The sequence below is a fragment of the Flavivirga sp. 57AJ16 genome, from assembly GCF_028736925.1.
In the GTDB taxonomy this organism is placed as follows: domain Bacteria; phylum Bacteroidota; class Bacteroidia; order Flavobacteriales; family Flavobacteriaceae; genus Flavivirga.
This window is the reverse complement of the sequence record NZ_JAQZAT010000003.1, coordinates 266,580-288,653: the sequence shown is the minus strand read 5'-3', so window position 1 is coordinate 288,653 and position 22,074 is coordinate 266,580. Positions and strand designations below refer to the sequence as shown.

At 34.8% G+C, this 22,074-nt stretch carries 10 protein-coding genes; 7 read left to right on the top strand and 3 right to left on the bottom strand.

Annotated features, from left to right (window positions below; genetic code table 11):
* Window positions 1-18 precede the first annotated feature (18 nt).
* From PQO00_RS05185 to PQO00_RS05165, 5 genes are all read left to right on the top strand, one after another.
* Complete coding sequence (locus tag PQO00_RS05185; RefSeq protein WP_274183760.1) at window positions 19-2,388, top strand: RICIN domain-containing protein; 2,370 nt, start codon at window positions 19-21, stop codon at window positions 2,386-2,388.
* Window positions 2,389-2,398: 10 nt separating this feature from the next.
* A complete protein-coding gene (locus PQO00_RS05180) occupies window positions 2,399-6,511 on the top strand; it encodes a TIM-barrel domain-containing protein (RefSeq protein WP_274183759.1) in 4,113 nt (1,370 codons plus the stop codon).
* A 59-nt stretch (window positions 6,512-6,570) separates the two neighbouring features.
* Complete coding sequence (locus PQO00_RS05175) at window positions 6,571-8,241, top strand: alpha-galactosidase (protein ID WP_274183758.1); 1,671 nt, start codon at window positions 6,571-6,573, stop codon at window positions 8,239-8,241.
* A 122-nt stretch (window positions 8,242-8,363) separates the two neighbouring features.
* Window positions 8,364-10,877: an RICIN domain-containing protein gene (locus PQO00_RS05170; protein WP_274183757.1), complete on the top strand. Its 2,514-nt coding sequence runs from the start codon at window positions 8,364-8,366 to the stop codon at window positions 10,875-10,877.
* Window positions 10,878-10,971: 94 nt separating this feature from the next.
* Window positions 10,972-14,220: a TIM-barrel domain-containing protein gene (locus PQO00_RS05165; protein ID WP_274183756.1), complete on the top strand. Its 3,249-nt coding sequence runs from the start codon at window positions 10,972-10,974 to the stop codon at window positions 14,218-14,220.
* Between the two features lie 512 nt (window positions 14,221-14,732).
* Here the strand turns inward: PQO00_RS05165 and PQO00_RS05160 are convergent.
* The 3 genes from PQO00_RS05160 to PQO00_RS05150 all read right to left on the bottom strand — a co-directional run bounded on the left by PQO00_RS05160 (window position 14,733) and on the right by PQO00_RS05150 (window position 19,427).
* A complete protein-coding gene (locus tag PQO00_RS05160; protein WP_274183755.1) occupies window positions 14,733-17,375 on the bottom strand; it encodes a glycoside hydrolase family 2 TIM barrel-domain containing protein in 2,643 nt (880 codons plus the stop codon).
* A 135-nt stretch (window positions 17,376-17,510) separates the two neighbouring features.
* Window positions 17,511-18,323: a T9SS type A sorting domain-containing protein gene (locus PQO00_RS05155; protein ID WP_274183754.1), complete on the bottom strand. Its 813-nt coding sequence runs from the start codon at window positions 18,321-18,323 to the stop codon at window positions 17,511-17,513.
* A 78-nt stretch (window positions 18,324-18,401) separates the two neighbouring features.
* Window positions 18,402-19,427: an aldose epimerase family protein gene (locus PQO00_RS05150; protein WP_274183753.1), complete on the bottom strand. Its 1,026-nt coding sequence runs from the start codon at window positions 19,425-19,427 to the stop codon at window positions 18,402-18,404.
* A gap of 184 nt (window positions 19,428-19,611) precedes the next feature.
* Between PQO00_RS05150 and PQO00_RS05145 the strand changes: the two genes are divergently transcribed.
* Both PQO00_RS05145 and PQO00_RS05140 read left to right on the top strand, forming a co-directional pair.
* On the top strand, window positions 19,612-20,526 hold the full coding sequence (locus tag PQO00_RS05145) for an AraC family transcriptional regulator (RefSeq protein WP_274183752.1): 915 nt from the start codon (window positions 19,612-19,614) through the stop codon (window positions 20,524-20,526).
* 128 nt (window positions 20,527-20,654) lie between these two features.
* Window positions 20,655-22,049 carry a sugar porter family MFS transporter gene (locus tag PQO00_RS05140; RefSeq protein WP_274183751.1) on the top strand — a complete coding sequence of 465 codons (1,395 nt, stop codon included), beginning with the start codon at window positions 20,655-20,657 and terminating at the stop codon, window positions 22,047-22,049.
* Window positions 22,050-22,074: the final 25 nt, after the last annotated feature.

Here is a 22,074-nt window from a genome sequence, read left to right as displayed (position 1 = left end):
ATCTAAACGATTTAATTTATGGAACTAATTTTAATTAAAGTAAGACCAAAATTACGTACGACGAATAAATTAATTATGATATTATTCTTTGTACTAAATATTTTATTTGCATCTGCACAAACAGCAGATCAAAGAGCAGAAAATATACAGGATGGTACTAATACTATCTTTATGTCTTCTGATGGAAGTTATTATAAACATAATAGCGCTTCGGACAATAACCCGTACGGTTATGGTTATTGGACACAGGCACATACTCTTGAAACATTGGCAGATGCGTATCAAAGGACTCGTAATACTATCTATGTAGATCGAATGAAAAATATTATAGCTGGAATTCGAAACTACAACAACTATGGTGTAGGGACGTATCACAACGATTATTATGATGACTTGGAGTGGCTGTGTTTAGCAAGTTTCAATTGCTATAATGCTACCAAAGATTCAGAGTTTCTAGATGCGGTACATCAAATGTGGACTGAAATTAAAACAGGGTATACAGATGGTGCCATGTCATGGAGAAAAGGTTGTACTACGCCTTGTAAAAACTCTATAGCCAACAGTCCCGCTATTGTTATTGCTGTTAAATTATATCAATTGGAAGGAGATAATGCCAACTTGCAAATGGCAAAAGATATCTATGCCTGGATGAAGACAAATGTATTTAATTCAGATGGGGGTATTTGGGACAGTCCAACTAATTTTGATCCTGATTGGCTATTCTCTTATAACTCAGGTATGTTTATCGCCGCATGTTTGGAACTCAACCTTGTTACAGGAGAACAGTCTTATATCGATGATGGTATCAAGGCCAGTGATTTTATGATGAACTTTAAAAGGAACGGTGGCGGAGCTTTTTACTTAAATGAAACAGGACAAGGGGATGGTGGTTTATTTAAGGGGATTTTTGCAAAATGGTTTATTGAGTTTGTTCGTATTGCCAATTTACCTCAAGCCAAAAAAGAACATTACTTACAAACAATTAATTATACAGCCGATTATGTATGGAGCCATGCCGTAAATAAGTCAAATTTTTTGACCAACTCTGATTGGAAAAAATTACCAACGGGATCGATAGATTTGTCGACTCAAACAGCGAGCCTTCATTTATTTGAATCGGTTGCTAGTTTAAACAAGGTGCATATTTATCAAGATATTAATTATGCTGGATTTTATTCACAACTATCTGCTGGTGACTATACATCAGCACAGCTTTTGTCGAGAGGAACTCCTGATAACTTTATCACTTCATTGACTATTCCTCAAGGCTATGAAGTTACCGTTTACGAAAATGATAATTTTACAGGAGCTTCTAAAATATTTACAGCAAATTCGGCTTGGCTTGATGATTGGAATGATCGAATTTCTTCTATAAAAATTGTAGATAACAATGATCCGATTGAAGGGCCTATTCCTGTAGATACGACTGTGATGAATGTTTTTCAAGAAGAAAATTATACTGGATATAATGTTGCTTTGGATCTTGGTGATTATATACTATCGCAATTGCAAGAAAAAGGGGTGTTAGATAATGATATTAGCTCTTTAAAAATCTCAAAAGGATTTAAAGTGACACTATATGATGGCGATAATTTTACAGGAAACTCAAAAGATTTCACTTCAGATAATGATGGGCTTATCGATTGGAATAACAAAACAAGTTCCTTACGTGTTCGTGCCAATGGTGACACTACTTTGGGAAGCGTAGTCTATAATTTACAAAATAAACATAGTAATTTAAATATGGCTGTCTTAGGTTCTAGTCAATCTGATGGAGGCAATATAGTACAAGACATGATTGGCGCAGGCGATAATCAAAAATTTATTTTTACCCATCTAGGGGATGGTTTGTATAAAATTATTGCAAAACACAGCAATAAGGCAATAACCATTGAGGACTATAACTCAGATAATGGCGTTAATGTAAGTCAATCTGATTACAGTGGAGCTCCAAACCAACAGTTTGTACTGGTATCAACAGGTGATGGATATTACAAAATTATACCTAGAGTAAGCGGGAAATTAGTTGAGGTTTCTGGTTTTAGTACTACCAATGGTGCAAATGTACAGCAATGGGAAGATGTGAATAGCCAAGGTAGTGGACAATGGAAATTAATAACCTTAGAGGCGTTGAGTACTAAAAATCAAAATGATGGAATAGCATCTTCTAAAAAGATAATTCCAAATCCGGTAGAAAACACACTTTACTTTAGCACAGAAATGGAAGGAGCAAATATTAGTGTTTTTTCTCTAACAGGAAGTTTGCTAATGAATCAAAAAGTAGACCCCAAAAACAGTCTTGATGTTTCCAATTTAAAAACGGGTATCTATATCATTATTGCAAATAAAGAAGGAAAACAAATAGTAAATAAAATCGTAAAGAAATAAATTTTTAATTATGAAAAAAGGTTTTAAACTTTTTCTATTAGCTTCAATACTAACACTAAATGCGTTCATATCTTTGGGACAAACTTCCAATTTGGTTGGTGATAATATAGTAGCTTTTTATCCTAGCAATTTTGATTTCGCAGAAAATTCACCTTCTTTTATTTTCAAAAATGATTTAAATACAGTAGGAACAGTTCCTTCAACATGGTCTGTAAAGCCTGAGTTTAGTATTGAAAATGGAAAAAATGTAGTAAGGATTCCCTATACAGGAAGTATTGATTTTTATGGTAATGGAGAAGTTTCAGGTGCTTTAAGGCGTAATGGCACCGAGGTAACATTATGGAATACAGACAATCCAGCATTTGGGGTTGATAATGGCAAACGACTTTATCAATCGCATCCATGGATTATGGGTGTTCGTCCTAATGGTACTGCTTTCGGGATTATCGCTGATAATACTTGGAAACAATCTTTCGAAATAATAAATCCAATAACAATCACTTCTGATGGGCCTGGATTTAGAGTCATTGTGATTGAAAGAGATAGTCCGCAAGAATTACTGAAAGTTTTAACTGATTTAACAGGGAAAATAGAACTACCTGCATTGTGGACACTCGGATTTCAGCAGAGTCGATTTTCATATACACCAGACACCAAGGTAAAGAGTATAGCAGATGAATTTAGAAATAGAAAAATCCCATGTGATGTCATTTGGATGGATATTGACTATATGGACAAATACAAAGTATTTACTTTTAATCCTGTTGAATTTAGTGATCCAAAAGGACTGAATGACTATTTGCACAGTAAAAACTTCAAAGCAGTTTACATGATCGATCCAGGCGTAAAAACGGAACCTGGTTATTTTGTGTACGATCAGGGAACAGATGGAAATCATTGGATAAAAAATGCAGATGGATCAGAATTCAATGGTCAAGTTTGGCCTCCTGTTGTTTCATTTCCTGACTTTACTCGACCACAAACAAGAACATGGTGGAGTGGATTGTACAAAAATTTTATGGCAACAGGTATGGACGGAGTTTGGAATGATATGAACGAACCGTCAGTGTTTAATACACCAAATAAGACTCTACCAGAAAATGCTCTTCATTCTGGAGGAGGAGATTTACCAGCAGGTCCCCATTTGCGTTATCACAATGTATATGGTTATTTAATGGTAAAAGCGAGCCGAGAAGGTATATTGGCAGCTAACCCTTCTAAACGTCCGTTTGTTTTATCCCGATCTAATTTCCTTGGGGGGCAACAATATGCCGCAACTTGGACAGGAGACAACTCATCTACTTGGGAACATTTAAAGCTGTCTATTCCAATGTCTATTACATTAGGACTTTCTGGTCAGCCTATTTCTGGGCCGGACATAGGTGGTTTTACGGGTAATTGCACAGCAGACCTGTTAGGGCATTGGATGGCTATTGGTGCTTATTATCCTTTTTCAAGAAATCATACCATTTCAGGATCATTACCTCAAGAACCTTGGGCTTTTGGAACTCAAATTGAAAATGTTTCCCGCACAGCAATCAATCGTCGTTATCGCCTTTTGCCTTATATGTATACCCTATTGCGAGAAGCCTCAGAAACAGGGATGCCTTTGATGCGACCTGTTTTCTTTGCTGACAATACAGACTTGAATTTAAGAAATGAACAACAAGCTTTTATGCTTGGAAAAGATTTGTTGGTCGTTCCAAGATGGGCTAAAAATCCTAATTTGCCAAAAGGTAATTGGAACAAAATAACACTTGAAAGTACAGAAGACGATAGGTATCAATCACTACTGTTTGTAAGACCAGGGGCCGTTATTCCTGTTGGAGAAGTAATTCAAAGCACGGTCGATTATAAAAGTGATAAAATCACTTATCTGATAAACCCACTAGAAGACGGAACAGCAGCAGGTGAATTGTATCATGATGACGGCGATGGATTTGGTTACAAAACTAATGATTACGCGACGCATGGAATCTATGTGACGAAACACAATGCAGATTCATTAAAAGTAGTTATCAACCAAATTGGAGGGAGCAAAAACATGAATCGTACAAGTAGAATTGGATATGTTACTGATAACGGCATTGTATTTTCAGCTTGGTCAACAAGTATGGTTCGTTATATACCAATTATAAAAGATAATAAACCAAACATTGATTTGAGTATGGTAAACTCAATGTTTATTAAAGGAAGTTTTAATGCAGATGCAGCTCCAATGATAAATGTTGGGGTAAAGAAATGGAAGCTTGATTCGTTAAATTTGACTGGAGGTCAAACCTATACATTCAAGTTTATACAAAGCAAAGATCTACCGGGATTGGAATGGGGAGATGCAGCAGGATTAACGGGAACTGCCATAGAGACTACTGATGGTCATGCTACTATTTCTTTTAAAGTGCCTACAACCGACAACTATAGTATAACATTTGATCAAGTAACATTAAAATATACAATTCAAAAAACACCAGTACTTAATTCATTAGTAATAGTTGGAGATGCAACCGAAATAGGATGGGATTCAAAAGGATTACAGATGCAACAATCCATCGATAATTTGAATGTTTTCACATGGATGGGAACACTAGCTACTAGCAACGGGAGCACTGAAGGAAAATTCAAATTTCATTCTGGTTCAGGTGGCTTCTGTGATGATGTATGGTTATATGCAACTACTGCAGACCAGTTTTTGTCGGGTACTAGCTTTGTAAAAGCAAATGGATGTTCAGTTCCTGATAACAAATGGAAAGTACCGACAGGAGAAACAGGAACCTACAAAATAATTATCAATCTTGAAACGAATTCCATAAACATAGAGAAACTCCCTAGTGCTTTGGCCATAGTGGGAGATGCTACAACTATTGGTTGGGATGCAAAAGGGTTGCCCATGCAACAATCTGCAGATCAAGCCAACATTTATACATGGACAGGAACATTAACACCAAGTGACGGTACTACCGAAGGAAAATTTAAAATTCATGCGGGTGGTGGTAGCGGTTGGTGCGACGGAATGTGGTTGCATTCTACTGTAGCTGATCAAGCTTTATCTGAAATATCATTTGTGACAGATACTTGCACCGATCCTGATAATAAATGGAAAGTTCAATCAGACGAAAAAGGCACCTATAAAATCATTGTAGATGTTGATGCTAAAAAAATCAAAATAGAAAAAATAATCACCACTTTGGCAATAGTTGGAGATGCGACAACCATTGGCTGGGATCCAAAAGGACTTTTGATGCAACAATCGGATGACAACAATAGTGTTTTCACATGGACAGGGGTATTGACCGAGAATGGAAGTTTTAAATTTCATTCAGGCAACAATGGTCTCTGCGACGACATTTGGTTATATGCAACTGTTCCAGACCAATCAATATCTGACAAGACTCTTACAATAGAAAACGGATGTACTATTGCAGATAATAAATGGAAAGTACAACCTGGCGAAACAGGTACTTATAAGATAACAGTTGATGTTGTAACAAAGCAAATAAATATCCAAAAAGTAATATTAGAGTCCTTGGCTATTGTAGGCGATGCCACATCTATCGGTTGGGACACCAAAGGATTATTGATGGAACAATCTTTTGATAACTTAAACCTCTTTACCTGGATAGGCATATTATCTGCCACTAATGGTACTACTGAAGGTAAATTCAAATTCCATTCTGGTTCAGGTGGCTTCTGTGACGATGTATGGTTGACTGCATCGGTAGCCGACCAATCACTATCGGATACTGAATTTGTAAAAGCAGATGGATGTACTGCTCCCGATAATAAATGGAAAGTGAAAGCTGAAGAAACAGGAATATACAAAGTAACGGTTAACCTTGAAACGAACAAAATAGTTTTTCAAAACATCACTAAAAACTTGGGGTTAACTAGTTCAACAAAAGAAATTTTTTTTCTCTACCCAAATCCAGTAGGGAACACTCTTTTTTTTTCTACAGAAATTGAAGTAACTAAAGTTAGTATTTTTTCTCCAACAGGAAGCTTGGTTTTAGAACAAGAAGTAAGTAACAATAATAGTGTTGATGTTTCTAAATTAAATACAGGTGTTTATTTTATCATCGCAAACATAAAAGGAAAACAAATTGTAAAAAAATTTATAAAGGAATAAGTAACACTTGATAAACAATGCGAATTTTTCAATACTCTCTATACTTAAACGATTTAATTATGAAACTAATTTTTATTAATACAAAAGCAAGACTACTTGGGACGCATAGATTAATTATACCATTATTCTTTGGATTAAATGTTTTAATAGTTTCAGCTCAAACTATAAAGCCACCAATCATGGGATGGGCAAGTTGGAATGAATTTCGAGCGAACATTAATGAATCTATAATTAAAGGACAAGCCGATGCTATGGTATCATCTGGATTGATTGATGCTGGGTACAAATACATAAACATTGACGATGGTTTTTTTGATGGTCGTAATGCAGATGGTTCCTTACGAATAGACGCTGTTAAATTTCCAAGTGGGATGAAATTTTTAGCAGACTATATACATAGCAAAGGGCTAAAAGCTGGATTTTATTCAGAAGCAGGCTCAGATACCTGTGGCTCTATGTATGATGGGCAGACAGGAGGCGTTGGTGTTGGTTTGTATAATCACGACCAACAAGATGTTGATTTAATATTCAAAACATGGGGATATGATTTCCTGAAAGTGGATTATTGTGGAGGGAAAGCACTAAAGCTGGATGAGAAAACGCGCTACACTGCAATTAAACAGGCTATTGACAATACAGGTAGAACAGACATTAACTTTAATGTTTGCAGATGGAGATTTCCAGGAGCTTGGGTTACATCTGTAGCAGACTCTTGGAGGGTTTCAGATGACATTGGAGCAAATTGGAATAGCGTTGTTCATAATTTTGATAAAAATGCATTTCTGGCTGCTTACTCCAGTCCAGGCCATTATAATGATATGGATATGCTACAAGTAGGAAGAGGATTGACAGCCGAAGAAGATAAAAGTCATTTTAGCTTGTGGTGTATTATGTCTTCTCCACTGCTTTTAGGTAATAACTTAACAACAATGACCGCATCGACCAAAGAAATATTAACAAATTTAGAGTTGATTGCCATAAATCAAGATGTTACAGGCGGTCAGGCACATCGTGTTTCTGATGATGGTGCAGGTTTGCAGGTATGGGCAAAAAATATTAATGGAAAACAAAGTAAAGAGCGAGCTGTTCTTCTTTTTAATAGAAGCGATAAGGCGGCCTCTATATCTGTCAAGTGGTCAGATCTCAATTTGGTTGGTCCAGCTACCGTTCGTGACCTATGGGCGCACACCAATCTGGGTAGTCAAGACACTATGTATACGACTACTGTTCCTTCACATGGTGTCGTGGTATTAAAAGTTGTAGGAAGTGGCGCTAAGTTACAAGACGTTTTTGAAGCAGAGTATGCCTGGATTAATAATTTTAATGTATATCAATCCAGTACATACCCAAATCAGGCAGAAGAACTCATTCCCGATCAAGGCCGTGCTATTAATGACGGCACTTGTTCTGGGCGGGCAAAAGCAGGTTGGTTAGGTAATGGTCTAGACAACTATATTGAGTTTCGAGATGTTTTTACACCGGTAGCAGGCAACTATATGCTTACGATGTCATATTTAAGTGGTCAAGACAGGGACGCTACAATTATTGTAAACGGTGTAGATACAGTGCTTACAAATTTAAACTCGGGCTCATTTAGTGCACTAAAGGATGTGACATTGAATGTCGCTTTAAATGAAGGTTATAATACAATACGTGTTTCGAATGCAACAGGCTGGTTGCCTGATATTGATAAAATTCAGCTTTCAAATCTGAATGTTTTAGGAAATTAAAAACAAAACGAATTAGATGCTTTTATAGATATACTGGAAGACGTACAACAAGATGCCATCTTAACTGGCAAACGATTTAGCATTGATAAATAAAAGCATGTTAACTACTTAAAAGATCTACTATGAAAAACAAAACAAAATACATCTTATTACTATGTTTGCTTATTGGATTTGGAAACTCCATGCAAGCCCAATTAACAGGGAATCCTTTATTTACAGGAGCAGACCCGGAAATTCATTACTTTAATAATAAATATTACATTTATACTACAGCTATTTATGGGACTCAGTTTCATGCTTATTCCTCTAATGATTTGACAAACTGGCAGGATGAAGGACTTATTTTTGATCTTTTTCCCGATAGTCCTTGGGCACAATATAACGGCTGGGCACCAGCTGTAGTTTTTCGAAATAATAAATACTATTTCTATTATACTGCAGAAACCAAAATAGGTGTGGCTGTGGGTGATACACCTACTGGTCCTTTTGAAGATATAGGCGAACCACTTATAGGAGTAGATCCATATACGGATGATATTATTGATGCTAATGTTTTTATTGACGATGATGGCGAAGCTTATATTTATTATGGGGGATCAGGGAAAAGTAGGATGGTAGTACGAAAATTAAATGCCGATATGGTTACTTTGGCTACAGGTCCAACAGATATAACTCCGCAAGATTACACAGAAGCTCCGTTTATGGTAAAAAGAAATGGTGTTTATTATATGATGTATTCCAATGGTTATTGGGGGAATGAAACTTATAATGTTCGTTATTCAACATCTAATTCTCCAATGGGACCTTGGACCTACCAAGGTGTTATACTTAGTTCTAATGTAGAAGACAAAGGGCCAGGTCATCACTCTGTTATAAAAATGGGCGATTGTGATGAGTACTATATTGTATATCATCGTTATGAAAATGAATCAAGTGGAGAAAGACAAATTGCTATCGATCATATGTATTTCAACGCATCAGGACTTATTGATCCTGTAAATATGACTAATTATGGGGTACAACCAAGAGTGCCCGATAATTCATGTTTATCTTTACCTGTAAGTCCGATTGTTTCAGGAGGTGTTTATAAATTAAGGCACAAAGACACTAATCAATATTTGGAGGTCGCAGGTAATAGCACTCAGTCTGGCGCTAATGTTCGCCAAAATACAGAAAACGATACCGATGCACAGCGCTGGATAATCACTCTTGAATCAGATGGTTTTTATAAATTAACGCATAAAAGCACAGATCAATGTTTAGAAGTAGCTGATAATAATAATTTACCAGAGATTAATGTACAACAAAGTACAGACAATGGGAATGATGAACAACGTTGGAAATTAGAATCTATGACAGATGGATATTTTAAATTGACGCATAAAGGAACCAACCAATGTTTAAATGTAGATCAAAATAGTAGTACTCCTTTAACCAATGTAAACCAATTTACAGATAATGGTGATGATGGGCAACGATGGGAATTAAAATTAATTGAAATTCCGATTGTTTCTGGTGGATTATACAAGTTGACCCATAAAGGCACCAATCAGGTTTTAAGCGTAGATCGAGATAGAACGACACCAGGAACCAATATACATCAATGGACAGATAATGGAAATGTTAATGCTCAGCGTTGGTATATTACACTTGAAAGTGACGGTTTTTATAAGTTGAACCATAAGGGAACCAACCAAGTTTTAGATGTTCAAGATAATAGCAGTGATAGTGGGGCCAATGTACAACAATGGGATGATACTAATAATGATGCGCAACGCTGGAAACTTGAGTTGATGCCAGACGGTTATTTTAAACTAACACATAAAGGCACAACTAAATGTCTTGATGTTGATAATAATCTCTCACAACCAGGTACAAATGTACAACAGTGGGAAGATTATAATAATGATGCACAACGTTGGAAACTTGATTTAATGCCAGATTTAAATCCCACAATTGGCAGTGGAACTGGTTTATTGGGAAATTATTTCAACGGAATGAATTTTGAAACACTTGTGTTTAGCAGAACAGATACTACTATTGATTTTGACTGGGCATTTAATTCTCCAGACGGGAGTGTTTATCAAGATCAATTTTCAGTACGTTGGTCTGGTCTAGTACAACCAAAGTATAGTGGCGTGTATACGTTTTATGTGACCAGTAATAACGGTAGAAGATTATGGGTAAATGATGAGTTGATTATTGATAAATGGACTGAGGATGTAGGCCAATATACAGGTGAAATTTATCTTACAGCTGGTCAAAAATACAATCTAAAATTAGAATATTATGAAAACGGTAGTGCAGCTAATTGCAAGCTGGAATGGTCAAATTTTATGCAAGGAAGAGAAGTCATACCAATGTCACAATTTTATCAAAGTGCTTTAGGTGTTCATGATCAAGAACCGAAACATAAAACCATAATATTAAATCCTGTCGATCAACTCTTGCATATTATTTCAGATATTAATTTGTCAGCTGCAGATATTCAAATTTACAATATTCAAGGTAGATTAATGAATACCCCTAAAAAACATGGAGACGATTTGTATGTGGGGAATTTATCCCAGGGCATTTATTTTCTGAAAATTCAAATAAATGGAGTTGAAAAAATTCAAAAATTCATAAAGAAATAAACCAAAAAAAGAAATACTTCAAACAAAATCTTTGAAATGTAAAAAGGCATTCCTTTTGATGAATAGATTTAAAGATTAACTATTAAAGCACAATATGAAAACAAAACAATTTTTAATTACATTTTTTTTACTTGCTTCGGCAACTCTATTTGCCCAAGAATATAACCCTAAAGCAAATCCATTGGCAGTGGTATTGTCTGAGAATACGAGATTTACAGTGCTCTCTCCACGTGTCATCCGTATGGAATGGAGCGCAGACGGCAAGTTTGTAGACAATGCTTCATTAACTTTTGTTAATAGAAACGTTACAGTACCAACGTTTACTAAAAAAGAAACTAATGGTGTATTACAAATTGTTACCGATTTAGTAAAACTAAACTATAAAATAGGTTCGGGTAAGTTTAACGACAAAAATTTGAGTGTTGAGTTTACCGTTAATGGTAAAACGACTATATGGAAACCAGGGATGCCCAACAATGGCAATCTTATGGGTACAACACGTACTTTAGATGGAGTCGATGGGGAGTCTAAAGAGCTTGAAAAAGGTATAATTTCACGTGATGGATGGTACTTAATAGATGATAGCGAACGTCCGATTTTTGATAACTCAGATTGGGCTTGGGTAAAAGCACGCCCTGAGAATAAATCTCAAGATTTATACTTATTTGCTTATGATTCAGATTATAAAATGGCCTTAAAAGACTACACGGATATTGCTGGTAAAATAGCAATGCCTCCTAGATTTGCTTTTGGTTCTTGGTGGTCAAGATATAGAGAATATTCCGATACCGAATTTCGTGACCTTGTTGGAGAGTTCAAAATGCACGATGTTCCTCTTGATGTATTTGTAATTGATATGGACTGGCACGTAAAATCATTACCTGAATTTTTCAAAGATGGACAGCGACAAAAAGATCAAGCTGGTGAAGATTCAGGGTGGACAGGTTTTACATGGAATAAAAATTTGTTTCCTTCTCCAGAAAAGTTTTTAAAATGGACGGACGACCAGCACCTTAAAACGTGTCTTAATCTACATCCAGCTTCTGGAATACAACCTTATGAAGAAGTATATCCTGAAATGGCAAAAGCCATGGGGATTGATCCAGCTACAAAAAAATATGTCCCTTTTGATATTACAGATAAAAAGTTTGCCACTAATTATATGAATCTGGTGTTACATCCTATTGAAAAAGCTGGTGTTGACTTTTGGTGGTTAGACTGGCAACAATGGGGAAGTACAGATATTCCTGGAGTTAACCCAACCTTTTATTTAAATTATGTGCATTATAGTGATATGGAACGTCAGAACAAAGTACGTCCGCTTATATTCCATCGCTGGGGCGGATTAGGAAATCACAGGTATCAAATTGGGTTTTCTGGAGATACACATGTAACTTGGGAATCTTTAAATTATCAACCTTATTTTACCTCAACAGCTGCCAATGTAGGGTTTGGTTATTGGAGTCATGATATTGGCGGACATCAAGGAGATGCAGGTACTGCAGAACTATATACAAGATGGATTCAATGGGGTATTTTTAGCCCAATATTTAGAACCCATGCTACCGCAGCACCACAGCACGAAAGAAGAATATGGGCATATCCACTCGATAATTTCCTTATTATGCGAGATGCTTATTTACTAAGATATTCTTTAGTGCCTTATTTGTATAATGAAGCGCATAACACTTATGAAACTGGTGTTTCTACGGTACACCCAATGTATTACGATTATCCAAAGGACGAAAATGCCTATTCTATAGCTAACCAATATATGTTTGGCCGTGATATGATTGTGAATCCAATTACTAAACCTTTGGAAGGGAACAACGTAGCTGTACAACAAGAAACCTGGCTTCCAGAAGGGAAATGGTATGAATACAGTACAGGAAGCATCATTGAAGGTGGTAAAAAAGTGGCAATGCCATTTACTTTAAGTGACATTCCCGTTTTTGTAAAAGAAGGCGCCATTATTCCAATGCAGACAAAAGTGGAAAGGACAGACGAAAAACCCCTTAATCCTCTTATTCTTTCTTTTTACCCTGGAAAAAAAGGTGCCTTGAAACTCTATGAAGATGAGGGTAATAATAATAATTTTAAAAAGGGAAATTTCACCTATACACCGGTAACTTCAGAACATGAAAAGAATACAATGAACATTGTTATTGCACCTGTGGAAGGTTCATTTCCAGGAATGTTGACATCGAGAGGATATGAACTCCGTTTCCCCGGTTCTTTTCCTCCAAAAACGGTAACAGTGAATGGCGAAAACATGCCATATAGTGCCGATGCCAAAGTAGGTCATTGGTCTTACGTTGGAGATGATTTAGAAACACGTGTTTATGTTCCAGAATTCCCAACTAATAAAAAAGTTTCGGTAGAGTTACAATTTCCAGATTATGATCAACAGCTTCTTTCAGGTAAAAAAGGACAAATTAAGTACATGAAAAAATTCGAAGCATTTCGTTTAATGAATTATTGGAATGATGGATTATACAGTCCTTTCGAAATCATGTCGCTTTCTCAATTTGGTCAAAATCTAGAATACAACCTTTCAGATATCAAAAAAGAAATTGATGGATTTGGAGACCGTTGGAACAATGTGCTTTTAACCATTCAATCTATTAGCGAAACAAATAAAGTTTATAAACCTTATTACGAGCTACTTAAAGCTTATGGAAGTATTGCTGAAAGACCTGAATTCAAAAACAACGAAAGTGAATTGGTGTCTGATACCAAAGTAAAGGTCGAGTTTGTTCAAAAAGGCACGGATAAAATATATTACACAACAGATGGTTCTGTGCCTACACGTAACTCTAAGCTTTACAAAAAACCTTTTGATGTGCGCGTTCCTGCGCGTGTAAAAGCTATTGCTTGCCCTTTGGATAACGGTTCTTGCAGCTCGGTTACTTCAAAAATATTTTTCAATAAAAAGACAGGATTAAGCTATAGTTTGTACAAAGGAGCTTGGAATAAAATGCCTGATTTTAATCATCTTACCCCAATAGATAAAGGATATGTTCCTGATTTTGATTTGAAAAAAATCAAACATGATTCCAATAATTATGGTTTGGTTTATAATGGATTCATAAATATTCCTTCGGATGGGAAGTACACTTTTTATATAGCTTCTGATGATGGAAGTAAGTTTTATATCAACAACCAATTACTTATTAATAATGATGGATTGCATGCTTTTGAAGAAAAAAGTGCTGAAATAACCTTAAAGAAAGGACTTTTACCAATACGTGTAGAATATTTTCAAGGCAATTATGGACAAGAGCTTTCTGTTGATTTTTCATCAGATAAAATTGCTAAAACCAGTCTTTTCCCATCTTTTTAATTGTGGTATTTAATTGATATATAGAATATTGGATAAACGAATAGGCTTCTTGCCGTCCTTGACAAAATAGTATATCAGTCTATATAAAAGAGGGTGTCTAAAAAGTAAGTTCGATGTCATATTGAGCTTGTCGAAATATTTTTAACTTACTGATAATCAATATCGGTTTCGACAGGCTCAACCTGACAAATCAAATTATAAAGACTTTTTAGACACCCTCTTTGAATTTTTAACAATTTTATAAGAAAGCAAAAAATACGGTTGAAAAAGTCAACAAATGGTATAACAAATTAGTTTTTTAAAAAGTGTTGACCGAATTGTTAAAAGGGTTAAAAGTGGCGAAAAAGTAGAAATAGAAATTTAAAAAATTAGTTATTAAAATTTTATTATTAATATATAAAAATCTGTAGCTATATTTTAGGACTAGACGGTTCTGCAGTCTAGTAATAATGCATTATTTGTTATTGATTAGGTAAATGTATTTAACGTCTATAATACGCTCAATGGTTGGTTTAAAAAACCTTTTCAATTTGAATGGCATTCAAAATGCTTTCACCTTTAAAGGAATTGAAATTTATGGTTATCCCTTGATTGTCTTGAACAAAAGTTCGTGTTTTTAAACGATAGGCTTTAAAAGGTTTTAAGTAGTTATTGTTTGAAATGTTTTTCAAAATAATTTGGTCATTTATCAAAATATCAAAATCCCTTACTGCTAATGTTGATTTGCTTTTATCCGTACCATCTTCTAAATTATAAATCAAGTTTTTTAATTGATCACTGGATAGTAATTCGGCCAAATGTATAGTAATATCATAGACGCCATTTGGTACATCAGCTTTAAAGGCTGTTATTCCAGTTCGTTGTGTTTCATAAAGGGAATTGCTTTCTGTTCCGAAAATATTATTAAAAGAGCCGTAACGGTCATCAGAAGGGTTTGTTCTAAAAACTTTGCCACCTACATAGCCCCAGTTGCCAGTAGTGTATTCTTTTTCTGGAACCCAGGCTGTTTTAGTTTGAGCATCAAAATACATACGTTGGTCACCTAGACTGACATTAAGAGAGGCGAATGCATTTTCTTTGGATTTTAGATTGTTAGGTATAACTTGGAATTCTATTATTAAAAAATCTTCAGTATCTTCTCCTTTAGCTCTCAGTATATTTTGGCCATTTTTGAAAGGGACCTGAAAGGTAGCCATACCGAGATTAGGCGTTTCAGTACCAATCTTTTTTCCATTTAAAAACAGTTGAACAGCTTCAGAGTTACTAAAAACGATAACAGGTTGAGTTGCTATTAATTCACTGCCACTATTAGCTTGTTGAGATCTTTTTGTCCAATTTTCAGCTCCTATTTTAACAAAAGGCTTTGTGATTAAATTCGCTTTATAGAACCAATAGGTGTCTTTGGGTTTTCTGTCAGTTGTTAAAATACCTTTGCTATTAATATGGGGAACAACATCTTCCCTATACTCGTTGTTGAATTCCACTAAGTTCCAAATGATCCCCCCAGATATATAAGATCTATCCAGAATGGCTCTTAAATAAGCAGTATGATAAGCCACATTATACTCTTCGGTAAAATCGAAACGGTTAGGAGTGAAATCATGCAGACTCTGGTCAGACCCAGCACCATATTCAGTTATTAATGTGGGTGTATTGGGGTAGTCCTCATGGAATCTGTCCATGAAGGCTCCAAAACCAGAAAACTCACCTACATACCAACCATGATATAAATTCCATCCAGCAATTTTGGGTATATTAATTAAACCTACTTTTTTATAGCGTTCGTAATCTCCATGAAATGCTATTATTGTATAACGGTTTGGATCCTCTTGCCGGGTAAGGGTTTCAATTTTTTGTGCAAGTTCTCTAAGAAAAGTATAATATTTTTCTCGTTCTAAGGTGTCATTATCATATCTAGGGTGAATCAATACTTCATTCATATAGCCCCACATCATAACACTTGGGTGATTATAACCTTGTCTAATCATTTCCTTTTGCATTTCCAAAGAGTTATGTGTAAATGCATTGGTTTCAGTAACACGATTATTACCTGGGGTTTCTACAGCGGCCAATATACCAAGTCGGTCACAAGTTTCTAAAATAGTTGGGTCCTGAGGGTAATGTGCAACTCTAATAAAATTACCTCCCATATCTTTTAATAGTTCTACATCATTTTTGTGCAATGCATCAACTAAGGCATTCCCCATATTTTTATAATCCTGATGTCTGCTGGCTCCTATGAGTTTTAAAGGTTTGCCATTTAAAGAGAAACCAGTAACAGCGTCAAAGTTGAACCAACGAAACCCTAAAGGTTGCACAATTTTATCTAAGGTTGTTTTATTGGTTTTATCTATTAGCGTAGCTACTACTTTGTAGAGGTATGGTGAGTCTGGGGACCATAATTTTGGAGATTCTATATTTTTGAAACCAACTTCGAAGGCACTATTTTTGTTTATTTGGCTTTGTTTTTCATCTATTAATAACCCTTCGGTATCTAAGATTTCTATTTGTAATACTATATTTTTGGTTGGTCCCGAAATACTTCCCTTAACAAGGACAGAAGCTTTTTCATCTGTTACCGTTGGAGTTGTTATAAAAACACCAGGAGAAGTGTACTTATCTATTTTAAAATGGGTACGATTTACCGCTTTAAGATAAACGTCTCTATAGATGCCACCATAATATGAAAAATCTCCACTTAGTGGGGGAATATCTTCATTATGTGCGTTATCTACCTTAACTAGAATCTCATTGTTGGTTGGTTGTAGATATGCTGTGATGTTAAAATTAAATGCAGTGTAACCACCAATATGATGGCCTACCAAGGTTCCGTTTACATAAACTTCTGTCTCTTGGTTTGCACCCTCAAAAAAAATAAAAATATCTTTATCTTTCCAGTTTTGTGAAATGTAAATGTTTTTTTTGTACCAACCAATCCCTCTGTAGTACCCTGGTGTCTCGTCTAAGGTGTCGTCTGTGTTCCAGCTATGGGGAATGTTGATTGCTTGCCAGTCTAGATCTGTTGAATTATTGATGTCTCCCTTAAAAAAACTCCAACCTGTGTTGATGCTCTGAATGGTGGTTTGTTGTGCTCTAATTGTATTTAAAGAAATAAAAAACAGAAAATTAATGAAAAGAGATCTTGTGCTAAACATGAGGTGTTTTTTGATTAGGGTGTTACGGTTGTTTGAGTGATGATATTTGTGCTTTAATGGATAATTATAAAGCTAAAAAATTTGGCGGGCTACTTTAAGCCAACCAAATTTTTTACCGCTATTAATCTTTAGTGTTTAGTTTTTTATGAGTTTTACGGTTTGAACTATGTTGTCTGTTGAGGTTATTTTAGCAAAATAAATGCCTTTAGTTAAGTTGGAGGCATCTACATTCGCTTTGTTTGATGGATTACTTTTTGTAAGTACTGTTTTACCCATTAAGTCAATAATTTGAATTGAAGAAATACTGCTGTTATTCTTGGTGGCAAAAGTCCAAAAATCTTTAGTTGGATTAGGGTATGCTCTGAACGTATTGTTTTTTTCTAAATCATTAACTCCCAAAATTGGAGAAGAACTATCGCTAACGATAATTTCGTCAAGATAAAGAGAAATAGAATCTGTATCACCTAATTGATTTCCTACATCTGTTAAAAATATTAGTTTAAGGGGAGTTATTCCTCCAGACCCACCATCTACTTGGAACACTAAGTCTTCCCATAAACCTGACCCAGTATATGCAGTCATGGGATCTATAAAGTCCGTACCGTCATTTCCAGCGGTAGCATCAACATTGGCCCGGAAATCAGGAACAACAGTGCATAGAACTCTTACATGGATGTATTTAGTAGTATTGGCAGGCACCGTAAAATTACCTACAAATTCTATAAGTTCATACCAATTACCTGAAGTACTCCCAATTCTTGCACAATTGGCAGTTGAGTTTCCCGTTGGTGAAGGATTAGTAACATTTACATAAGTTGCTCCATATTTGGTTATGAAAGAATCGGAACCTGGTTCAAAATCGTTGACGTAGGTAGTTTGCCCATACGTCAAAGTTGACAGGGAAAAGAAGATGTTTAAAATTGCTAAATAGTGTAGTTTTGTTTTCATAATAATAAAATTTTAATGGTTAATATGTTTAGTCATAGCTATTTATTAAACATGTGATGTAATATTTACATAATGGTTTTATGATTCCACATCAAATGCATATGTTATAGTTTCGTTATAAATTTCACTTGGCTTTAGTAAAGTGTTTGGAAAATGTGAATGATTTGGGCTATCAGGATAATATTGGCATTCTAAGCAAAGACCATCAAAAGGTTTGTAGGTCCTGTTTTTTGTTCCCTTATGTTTGCTTCTTAAAAATTGTCCCGTATATAACTGAAGTCCAGGGTAGGTAGTGTAAATGTTTAAGGTTCTTCCAGATACGTCATCGTATAGTGTGCATGCTGGCGATTCTTTTTTTCTGTCACTATTAAAAATGAAGTATTTATTGTACTCACCCCTGATTATCATTTTAATAATTGCCAGATTTGTAGACTTTAAATTACCGATAAAGGAGGTTGCTCCAGTTGGAATATCATCACTATGGCATTCTAGCACAGTATTTGAAGCAATGTCAAGTTTATGATTATGAATTTGTTCCTTTCCAGCTGTGAGATTAAAATATGTATGGTTGGTGAAATTTACAGGTGTAAGTAAATCTGTTGTTGCAAAATATTCAATATTTAGCTTGTTTTCATCGGACCATTTGTAGATGACTTTTGCTTCAAGATTACCTGGGAACCCACCTTCACAATGGGGGCTTTTTAATGTGAAAATTATTGAATCATCATCAATCAAAAAATCAAAAACCTTAGTGTTGAAGCCAGCACTTCCACTATGATTATTATTTGCCCCATCATTTTTATCCAAGTAATAAGTATTATGTCCAATCTTAAACTTAGCATTAGCAATTCTGTTAGCAAAAGGACCAACAGTACTACCAATATAGCATGGGTCGGATTCATACCCTAGGAATGTCGGGTATCCTAGTGCCACATTCTCTTTATTTCCGAATTTATCAGGCACTACTATGGATTTTACTGCGGCTCCATAATTAGTTAATTCAACATAATTGCCATTGGAATTAATAAGTCTAAAAACATAAATTTTTTTATTGTCTTTGTAGCCAAAAACGTTTTTTTTTATTTTGTTAAATACTTGATTCACTGATTGTTTTTCTTTAAACTTAAAGTTGATTTTAACTTAGATAATTAAAAAATATTTTTATTTAAATTAAGAAAGAGGTGTAAATTAATTCCAAATTTAGAATCATTTATTGATAAAAAAATGGATTTTATTTTTATATTTATGGATTATATTCTGCATTTTCATTTTGATTTCTCAAAATTACATGAAAGCAAATAATGCTATGAAAGAAAAAACCACATTAGTTGAAGAAGGCTTTTTAGGGCAGCGCATGATTGTGTTGCCTAAAAAAATTATTAACGGTGTTCAGAAAAACCCGCTTATTAACACATTGTATTTTACGGATATTGGTTTTTTTCCTAGGGCTAACCATCATTCTGTAAAAAGATTAAAAGGTAGTAAGGAGTTTATTTTAATTTATTGCTGTGAGGGAGAAGGTGTGATAAGGGTAGATAATAAGAATAAAATTATCAAGTCGAATTCTTTCTATATTATAGCCCCGGGCGAACCACACGAATACTACGCCAAGGATAATAACCCTTGGAGTATTTACTGGGTTCATTTTACGGGAAATATGGCTGGACATTTTTATAATAAGTTTATTTCTGAATATTTAGATAGCCCTGTTCAAATTGCCTTGAAAGAACGTCGAATAAATCTTTTTGAAAATCTTATTGGCGTTATGGAAGATGGTTATAGTACTGTAAATTTAGAATATGTAAACTTGTCCTTATGGCAATTATTAAACACCTTTCTTTACAAACATTTTTATGTTGAGGATAGAAAAAAATTTTCAGAGAATAATACAGTTGAATCTATAATTGGCCATATGAAGGAAAATCTTAATATGGCATTAAAAATTGATGACATAGCTGCTAAATTTAATTATTCTTCATCTCATTTGTTTACTTTGTTTAAGCAGAAAACAGGGTATTCCCCAATCCATTATTTTAACTATTTAAAAATACAAAAGGCTTGTCAATACCTTATTTTTACTACTAAAAGTGTTAAAGAGATTAGTTTTGCATTAGGGTATAATGATCCCTTGTATTTTTCAAGGTTGTTTAAAAAAATTATGAGTAGCTCCCCCCTTCAATATCGTAAAAAATATGGTCATTAAGTCTATGGTATAGTCATTTGAAAACAACAAATGTAATCATACGATAATCCATAAATACAAAAAAAATATCCATATATCTACGTGTAAATTGTATTAGTTTTACAATCTACTAAACTAAATATATTTTAATGAAAAATACCAAGTATACATTTCTTTTATGTATAAGTCTTGTTGCTGCACTTGGCGGTCTGCTTTTTGGGTATGATTGGGTTGTAATAGGAGGAGCTAAACCATTTTATGAACTTTATTTTGGTATAGCTGATTCTCCAGCTTTACAAGGATGGGCCATGAGTAGCGCGCTTGTCGGTTGTGTACTTGGAGCTATGTTATCTGGAAAATTTGCCGATGCATATGGCAGACGATTGCTTTTGATTATTGCCGCTATACTTTTTAGTCTTTCTGCCTTGGGTACAGGTTTATCAGAAACATTTAAGGTGTTTATTATATGGCGTATTATTGGAGGTGTGGGTATCGGAATTGCCTCAACAATATCACCGCTTTATATAGCTGAAATTGCTCCCCAGCAAACTAGAGGCTTATTTGTTTCTTTAAATCAGTTAACTGTAGTTATAGGTATATTGGCGGCGCAAATTGTAAATATGGTAATCTCCAATGATGTGCCCAGTGAGTACACTTCTATTGATATTTTAAATTCATGGAATGGACAAAGTGGTTGGAGGTATATGTTTTGGGCTGAATTAGTTCCAGCAATTTTGTTTTTTGGACTGATGTTTCTTATACCAGAAAGTCCAAGGTATCTTATAAAAAGAGATAAGTATAATTCTGCTGAAAAGACCCTTGTTAAAATAGGTGGTATCAAATATGCACACAACACCATTAAGAAGATCAAAGAATCATTTATAGGGGAGGATTTTTCAGGGACTCCAGTGAAAGCACTTCTTAACAAAAAAGCAATACGAATAATATCTTTAGGTGTTGTTCTTGCAGTTTTGCAGCAATGGTGTGGCATCAATATCATTTTTAACTATGCTCAAGAAGTATTTGTATCTGCGGGATATAGTATCAATGACCTGTTTGTGAATATTGTAATTACAGGCTCAATCAACTTGATATTTACACTAGTTGCTATGGGAACTGTAGATAAATTAGGACGTAAAAAACTAATACTTATTGGATATGGTGCACTAACTGTAATTTACGCATTGCTGGGATATTTTTACTATGTAAACATCACGGGCTTCCCACTACTCTTATTGGTCATGCTGGCCATAGCTGTTTATGCTATGACCATGGCGCCAATTACATGGGTGATACTTTCGGAAATTTTTCCTAACCGTATTCGGGGAGTAGCCATGTCAATTTCAACTTTTGCTTTATGGGTAGCCTCTGCGTTATTAGTTCAAACATTCCCTATGCTTAATGAGTTTTTTGGTGAATCTGGAATTTTTTGGCTGTACGGAATTATTTGTGCATTAGGGTTTGTGTATATCCTTAAACTATTGCCAGAAACAAAAAGCAAAAGCCTTGAAGAGATAGAACAACAATTTCTAAAAGAAGAATAACATTAATATAATTAATCATATAAAT